Below are 7,189 nucleotides of genomic sequence, written 5' to 3' on the forward strand. Positions count from 1 at the left end.
TTATTGGGATGATCAAAGAGCAAGAAGCTGGAATGCCGACGGCTGAGGTGTGCCGCAGGCATGGTCTAAGCCCTGCGTCGTTCTACAAGTTCAAAGCCAAATACGGTGGCATGAACGTTTCTGACACCCATCGCCTGAAATCGCTTGAAGACGAGAACGCCAAGCTCAAACGCTTGCTGGCGGATACGATGCTCGACAATGTTGTACTGATGAATTTGCTAGGAAAGAAATGTCGACACCGAATGTACGAAGGGCGGCGGCACGCACGACAACGCGGGGGTTCTGGCGGCGAAGAGGCCGCACGCGTTGCCCTGGGATTGGACGCGCCCCTGCGTGTCAACGTAAAGCCAGCGTGCATTGGTTAACGATATGGGACGGAGTTCACTAGCCGCTTGATCCTGAAGTAGGCCGGAAATAACCAAGTTGATTGGCATTAGTTTGATCCGGGCAAACCGCAGCAGAATGGCTTGCTCAAAATTGAACAGCAGTTCGGAACATCGTTAACAGATCAACGTTCAGCGAGTTACCATAATACACCGCCAAGGCACTGCAGAACATGACACGAAAGAAATGAATAGCAGGCGCAGGAAATTAAGCCGCCATCGAGAACTGAAAATGAATGCAAAAACAACAAAATGGTGCGGGTGAAGGGACTCGAACCCCCACGCCTCGCGGCGCCAGAACCTAAATCTGGTGCGTCTACCAATTCCGCCACACCCGCACTGCGCGCCTCTTAGCAAAGCCTTCCGCCCATGGCGAGAGCAAAAATGCAGCTTTACCAAATCTCAATATGTCACAGCCCATAAAGCTGCATGAACAAGAGACTGGATTCGCGCGCAGATTGCGGTTACGCTAATTTGTATAAGGTCGAAAACGACCACGAGAGCAGACATAGGATATCGCAGATGGAGCCAAAAATGGCCCGGCGCGAAAACGAGGTGCAGGCCTCGGAAGATCACGTTGTTTTAGCGGAAACGCGGCAATCGGGTCTTTGCGCAGATACAATCATACTGACAATGGACGGTGAACTTCGTGCGTGTGACGTAGCGCCCGGTGATCGGATCATTACGCGTGATGCAGGCATGGCGGTTTTACGCGGTGTCAGGCGCAAACGCGTGATGTGCGAGGGTGTACAGATCAAAGCAGGCTCGCTCGGGCATACGCGCCCCCCTGCGGATATGCTGCTGCCCTGTGGCACCCAAATTCTGATCCGCGATTGGCGCGCAAAAGCGCTTTACGCTTCGGCGCAAAAGCTTGTTCCAGCCGTAGACTTGTTAGACGGTGAATTTGTGACGCTAGTTCCAGAGCAAGAATTAGAAATCGTTGAGTTTATCTTCGATACGCCCCACGTCATCTATGCGGGCGGCTTGGAAATCGGTTGCCAGACACTTAGCTGAGCGCGTTCAAATGTTGCGATATCACCTGCGGTAGAACCTCGGGCAGGTCTTCTGCGATCAACCCTGCGCCAAAGGCCAAAGCACAATCTACATGGAGGTGCGCACCAAGGCTGGCGGCGACAAACGGCGCGGCACCGCGCGACAGCAATCCTGTAATGAGTCCCGCCAACACATCGCCGGCACCTGCTGTCGCCAACCAAGGCGCAGCGCGCGCGCCAAAAGCCGAATGAACGCCGCACTTGCCTGATTGATCGCCAATCACCGTATCTGCGCCCTTTAACAACACACTACAGCCCGCACGCATCGCAGCGCCGCGCACCGCATCCACCTTTGAAAAGGCCGGGCCATTCAAAGCATCGCCGTTCAAATGTGCTGCAAGATCAGGGAACAATCGTGTGAATTCCCCCATATGCGGCGTCAAAACACAGCCCTTATGCAGCGCATTGAAAAGCGCTTCGGGATCATCCTCGAAACAGGACAAAGCATCCGCATCAAGAACGACAGCCGGCTTATGCGCCGCGCTCAATGCTTCCATCACCAGCGCTTTCGCGCGCTCCAAACCAAGACCCGGCCCAAGACAAACCGCGTTAATGCGTTTATCCGACAAAGCATGGCGAAGCTCTTCATGATCGCCGATCCGGGTCATCATCAATGCGGTGATCTGCGCGGCAACTTCTGGCGCGGCGGCGGCTGGCACGCCCAAAGTCACCAGCCCTGCCCCAATTCGCAACGCTGCACGCGCAGCCAAGCGCGCAGCGCCGGTTTTGCCCAAGCCTCCAGATAAAACCAATGCGGAGCCATGCGAAAACTTGTGCCCCATGACTGGCTTGCGCAGCACATGCGCCATGAAAGGGCCTGCCTCGATCGAGTGAACGGCATCAACGCCCGCGCAACCCAATCCGATGTCCTTTCGCACAAGCTTTCCGCAGGCCGGCGGCCCATCTGAAAGGTAATGGCCGAGTTTGGGGCGATGAAACGTCACCGTTAAATTGGCCATGATCGCGTAATCGAATGGATTTTCGCCGCTTGTGCCCAGATAACGCCCGCTATCGGCGCAAACCCCACTGGGCAGATCGACAGAAATGACATGCGGCGCAGTGCCAAGGCGTGATGCGGCTTGCCAATTGTTCAACTCCATTTGAACGCGTTTCAAACTATCAAATGGTCGCGTTAAACCTGTTCCGAATATCGCATCGACCGAGAATTTGGTGTCTGGGTGTTCTTCGAAATACCCATCTATCGCATCATCGCTCAACGGACTTGTTGTTCCCAACTTGCTCCATCGACGATGGTTTTCACGCGCATCGGGCGTTAATGTGGCGGGATCGCCCAAAAGATATACGTCAAGCGTCCACCCAAGTTCTGCCAGCAAGCGCGCGATGACAAAACCATCACCGCCATTATTTCCCGGGCCGCATAAAACCAATGCACGCGCGGGGCGATCGCGCAAGGAAGGCCATTCTTCAAAGATGGCTTCAACAACGCCGCGCCCTGCCCGTTCCATCAGGTCCAAACCCGTGGCCTCGCCCGCGCGGATTGCGCGCTGTTCTAACGTGCGTATTTGCGCCGCGGTCAGTAATTCGCTCATTGCACCATTCCTCGCGATTCACTTTTGCCTATATTTTGTGCAAAACGCACATTTTCGCGCCGCATGAGCCCCAAGTTACGGCCTCAAACACGACATCGTCAGTCTATCCAATTGTACCCGACATGGGAAAGTGATCTCACGCCTGTAAGCAGTTCACGGGAGAACCAGTATGAAAAAGATCGAAGCGATCATTAAGCCTTTCAAACTCGACGAAGTGAAAGAAGCGCTTCAGGATGTCGGCGTGCAAGGCCTTAGCGTTATCGAAGTGAAAGGTTTTGGCCGTCAAAAAGGTCATACCGAACTGTATCGCGGCGCTGAATACGTTGTTGATTTTCTCCCGAAGGTCAAAATTGATGTCGTGCTGGACGACGATCAAGTGGACGCAGCGATCGAAGCCATCGTGAACGCGGCCAAGACAGACAAAATCGGCGACGGCAAGATTTTCGTCAGCCCCGTCGAGCAAGCCATTCGTATCCGCACCGGTGAATCCGGCTCGGACGCGCTGTAAATCACACCCAACACCCACAACTTAAAAGGACATATGGCACATGAGCATTGCAGCCGTTCTAAAACAAATCAAAGATGAGGAAGTCGCCTACGTCGACATCCGCTTTACCGACACACGCGGTAAAGTTCAGCACGTCACAGTGGATTGCGATCTGGTAGACGAAGACTTCCTCGAAGAAGGCTTCATGTTCGACGGCTCCTCCATTGAGGGTTGGAAGTCTATCGAGAACTCCGACATGAAATTGATGCCGGACACATCCACCGTCTATCTTGACCCTTTCTATGCTGAAAAAACGCTCTGCATCCATTGCTCAATCGTTGAGCCGGACACAGGCGAAGCATATGAGCGCGACCCACGCGGCACAGCGCAAAAAGCGGAAGCATACCTGAAGTCTTCCGGCATCGGCGACGTCGCCTACATGGGCCCGGAAGCAGAATTCTTCCTGTTTGATGATGTGCGTTATTCCAACACCATGAACAAAGTGTCCTTTGAGGTTGACGCAACAGACGCGGCTTGGAACACAGACACAGAGTTCGAAATGGGCAACATGGGCCACCGCCCTGGCGTCAAAGGTGGTTACTTCCCTGTTAACCCAATCGACGAAGCGCAAGACCTGCGCGGCGAGATGCTTTCAACAATGAAGCGCCTCGGCATGAAGGTTGACAAGCATCACCACGAAGTTGCGTCTTGCCAGCACGAACTTGGCCTGATCTTTGACAGCCTGACAAAACAGGCCGACGAGCTTCAGAAATACAAGTACGTGATCCATAACGTAGCGCACGCATACGGCAAATCCGCGACATTCATGCCAAAGCCGATCTACGGCGACAACGGCACGGGTATGCACGTAAACATGTCCATCTGGAAAGATGGCAAGCCTTTGTTTGCAGGCGACAAATATGCTGATCTATCCCAAGAAGCGCTCTACTTCATTGGCGGCATCCTGTCCCATGCAAAGTCTTTGAACGCTTTCACCAACCCGTCCACAAACAGCTACAAGCGTTTGATCCCGGGCTTTGAAGCACCTGTTCTGCGCGCATATTCTGCACGTAACCGTTCGGGCTGCGTACGTATCCCATGGACAGAAAGCCCGAAAGCCAAGCGCGTCGAGGCACGCTTCCCGGATCCATCCGCCAACCCGTACCTGTGCTTCGCAGCACTTCTGATGGCTGGCCTTGACGGTATCAAGAACAAGATCGATCCCGGCGAAGCGATGGACAAAAACCTCTATGACCTTCCTGCGGAAGAACTGGCGGACATCCCGACAGTCTGTGGTTCCTTGCGCGAAGCGCTGGACGAGCTGCAGAAAGACATGGACTACCTGCTTGAAGGTGACGTGTTCACTGCTGACCAGATCGAGGGCTACGTTGCGCTCAAGATGGAAGAAGTCGAACTTTATGAGCACACGCCACACCCAGTTGAGTATGGCATGTACTACTCCTGCTAAGCAGCAGCGAAAAATGACAGAAAAGGCGCTCTTAGGAGCGCCTTTTTTTGCGAATACTCGATAAAAAATTTAGGCAACGCCGCCACAATCGGCCGCAAATGGGCTTACAAATTCCCTTTTGGAAACAAAAGATGCCCTAATTCACCTGCCAAAACTGAACAATCGAGTAGAAAAAAGTGAACAGCACTATGAGTTACACACCTAATATGAATGCTCTGTCCCAAAGCGGTGGTGCCTATTCTGTAGATCAACGCGAAATCCAACGCGTTCTGGATACGCTGATCGCCCGTCAAAGCGGCAACACAGGAGCAATTGGCGTAAAAACCTCTCTTCCGGGGGCCGCACAAAAAGCGTCCTTTGAAGGTTGGAAACGCGGCCAGCTCGAATTTGCCCGCCGTTTGGCCCAAATCTCGGCAAGACACGCAGCAAAGCACAAGCACAAATTCTGCTGGAAGCATCATTCCATCGGTTTGCTTCGTCGCTTGGCGCTGGTTGTCATGGTCGCGACGATCTTGTCGGCCCAGTACCTGTAACGCGATTTTAACGTTGCTCCCAAACCGCTGAACGGTAACATGCCACCTAACATCATTTCGGTTTGGGAGAGTTTAATGAAACGTATTTTAGGGACGGCCGCAATTGCATTGCTCGCTGCGGGCACATTTAGCGCGGCAAATGCCGCGACTTGCGGCAATACATCATCTGGCTTTAATACGTGGAAAGCGGCGTTCGCAGCTGAAGCCCAGCGTGCAGGCGTCGGACAACGCGGCCTTCAGGCCCTGGCCAGCAGCCAATATGCAAGCGGCACGATTGCGGCGGATCGCAATCAGAAAAGTTTCAAGTACACTTTAGACAAATTCATGAAGGTACGTGGTGCCAGCACGATCGTGTCTCAGGGTCGCAAGCGGAAAGCCCAGAATGCCACGTTTTTCAACGCGTTAGAGCGCCAGTATGGCGTGCCAGCGGGCGTTATCATCGCAATTCACGGGATGGAAACCGGCTTTGGTCGCTTTATGGGGGACAGCCGTATCGTCTCTGCGATCACCACCCTCGCCTATGATTGCCGCCGTTCTGCCTTTTTCGTCCCCCACGCCATTGGTGCGCTGAAACTCGTGGATAAAGGGGCAATCGACGCAAACACCAAGGGCGCAAAGCATGGTGAGCTCGGACATACCCAGTTCCTGCCGGGCAATGCATTGAAGTATGGCGTCGATGCGAATGGCGATGGGCGCGTGAACTTTTATTCCGAAGCCGATGCTCTAGCCTCAACCGCGAATTTCCTACGCCAAAAAGGCTGGAAACCGGGTGCAGGCTATCAAGAGGGCCAGACCAACTTCGCAGTCATCAAACAATGGAACGCTGCGGGAGTTTATCAAAAGGCCATCGCAATCATGGGCGGTCAGATCGATCAATAAGACTATTCGTTCTGACTTTGGGCGCTACTTGAGGACACCATATACAACCTCAACGTATAACGCCTTCTAGATACACGTTTAGTCAAAGTATTGCCACTTTTGCCCTTCAATCACCTGCGAAGAGAAATAACCTTCGCAGGTGAATTATGGCACATACATCTTCAACGACAATTGCAGCAGCCATGCTGGGTAATTCCGTTTCGATCAACCTTGATTCAATTGCAGATCAGATCCTTACAAGTAAAATAGCAGAGCGCGCTTGCGCTCGCGCCGTGGCTTGGGATTGCGAAGACCTGGTCTTTCTTGACTTCGACGCGCTGCGGATTGCTTTGCATAAAATCCACGAGGGTGACACGCAGTTTCTTTGTCTCGGCGTTGGCCCGATACCCGGATCGCACCTGCCTGAATACATTGAGCCTACTCGATTAGCACAACTTCTTGTGCGGCGTTTCACGCAAAACATCAAAACCAATGCAGTCCTTTGGCACGATCATTCAGGCGCATTGTCAGTCGACGTTATGGATGACTTTCATGATGAGCTTGAAAGCATGCTCGACTATCTCGACATCCAAATGGAACACGCGCAACAAGAGCACTATGCACAAATCCAAAACGCACCCCGCTCTATTTCTGCATCTGACGACGTGCTTCGACCTGCTGATGACAAAACCGAACGCGAGAAAAGCAAATCATCCTTTAACGACGATGAAGCGCTTAGGATTTTTCGTCATTACATCTGTTCCCAGCATGCTTCCAGGAAAGCGACTAGCGCGCCAATGCATGCGTCGATTTATGTGATTGCATGTACCTTCTTGTTCATGGCACCTGCTGTTGGGG

The 7,189-nt window shown here is 53.1% G+C and carries 7 protein-coding genes, 1 tRNA gene and 1 pseudogene; 7 read left to right on the forward strand and 2 right to left on the reverse strand.

What is annotated here, in order from left to right:
• Positions 1-2: 2 nt before the first annotated feature.
• Positions 3-230: pseudogene (locus tag WBC85_RS16890) on the forward strand (transposase); the annotation flags it as partial.
• Positions 231-636: 406 nt separating this feature from the next.
• Here the strand turns inward: WBC85_RS16890 and WBC85_RS16895 are convergent.
• Positions 637-721: transfer RNA gene (locus tag WBC85_RS16895), tRNA-Leu, on the reverse strand.
• A 196-nt stretch (positions 722-917) separates the two neighbouring features.
• Between WBC85_RS16895 and WBC85_RS16900 the strand changes: the two genes are divergently transcribed.
• Positions 918-1,397, forward strand: coding sequence for a Hint domain-containing protein (locus tag WBC85_RS16900; RefSeq protein ID WP_424440081.1), 480 nt, complete (start codon positions 918-920; stop codon positions 1,395-1,397).
• On the opposite strand, the gene WBC85_RS16905 is transcribed toward WBC85_RS16900, so the two are convergent.
• Positions 1,390-2,985, reverse strand: coding sequence for an NAD(P)H-hydrate dehydratase (locus WBC85_RS16905; protein WP_424440084.1), 1,596 nt, complete (start codon positions 2,983-2,985; stop codon positions 1,390-1,392). The two genes, WBC85_RS16900 and WBC85_RS16905, sit on opposite strands and share 8 nt — an antisense overlap.
• A gap of 169 nt (positions 2,986-3,154) precedes the next feature.
• Here WBC85_RS16905 and WBC85_RS16910 point away from each other — a divergent pair, with 169 nt between their 5' ends.
• From WBC85_RS16910 to WBC85_RS16930, 5 genes are all read left to right on the forward strand, one after another.
• Positions 3,155-3,493 (forward strand): P-II family nitrogen regulator, encoded by a 339-nt coding sequence (locus WBC85_RS16910; protein ID WP_085308614.1) that lies wholly within the window; start codon positions 3,155-3,157, stop codon positions 3,491-3,493.
• Positions 3,494-3,533: 40 nt separating this feature from the next.
• Positions 3,534-4,940: a type I glutamate--ammonia ligase gene (glnA, locus tag WBC85_RS16915; protein ID WP_424440087.1), complete on the forward strand. Its 1,407-nt coding sequence runs from the start codon at positions 3,534-3,536 to the stop codon at positions 4,938-4,940.
• 188 nt (positions 4,941-5,128) lie between these two features.
• Positions 5,129-5,473, forward strand: a complete 345-nt coding sequence (locus WBC85_RS16920; RefSeq protein WP_424440090.1) for a hypothetical protein — start codon at positions 5,129-5,131, stop codon at positions 5,471-5,473.
• Between the two features lie 75 nt (positions 5,474-5,548).
• A complete protein-coding gene (locus WBC85_RS16925; RefSeq protein WP_424440093.1) occupies positions 5,549-6,352 on the forward strand; it encodes a lytic murein transglycosylase in 804 nt (267 codons plus the stop codon).
• A 146-nt stretch (positions 6,353-6,498) separates the two neighbouring features.
• Positions 6,499-7,189 (forward strand): hypothetical protein (locus WBC85_RS16930; RefSeq protein ID WP_424440096.1); only part of this gene is annotated, 691 nt, incomplete at its 3' end.

The sequence above is a fragment of the Planktotalea sp. genome (genome assembly GCF_049680325.1).
GTDB lineage: Bacteria > Pseudomonadota > Alphaproteobacteria > Rhodobacterales > Rhodobacteraceae > Planktotalea.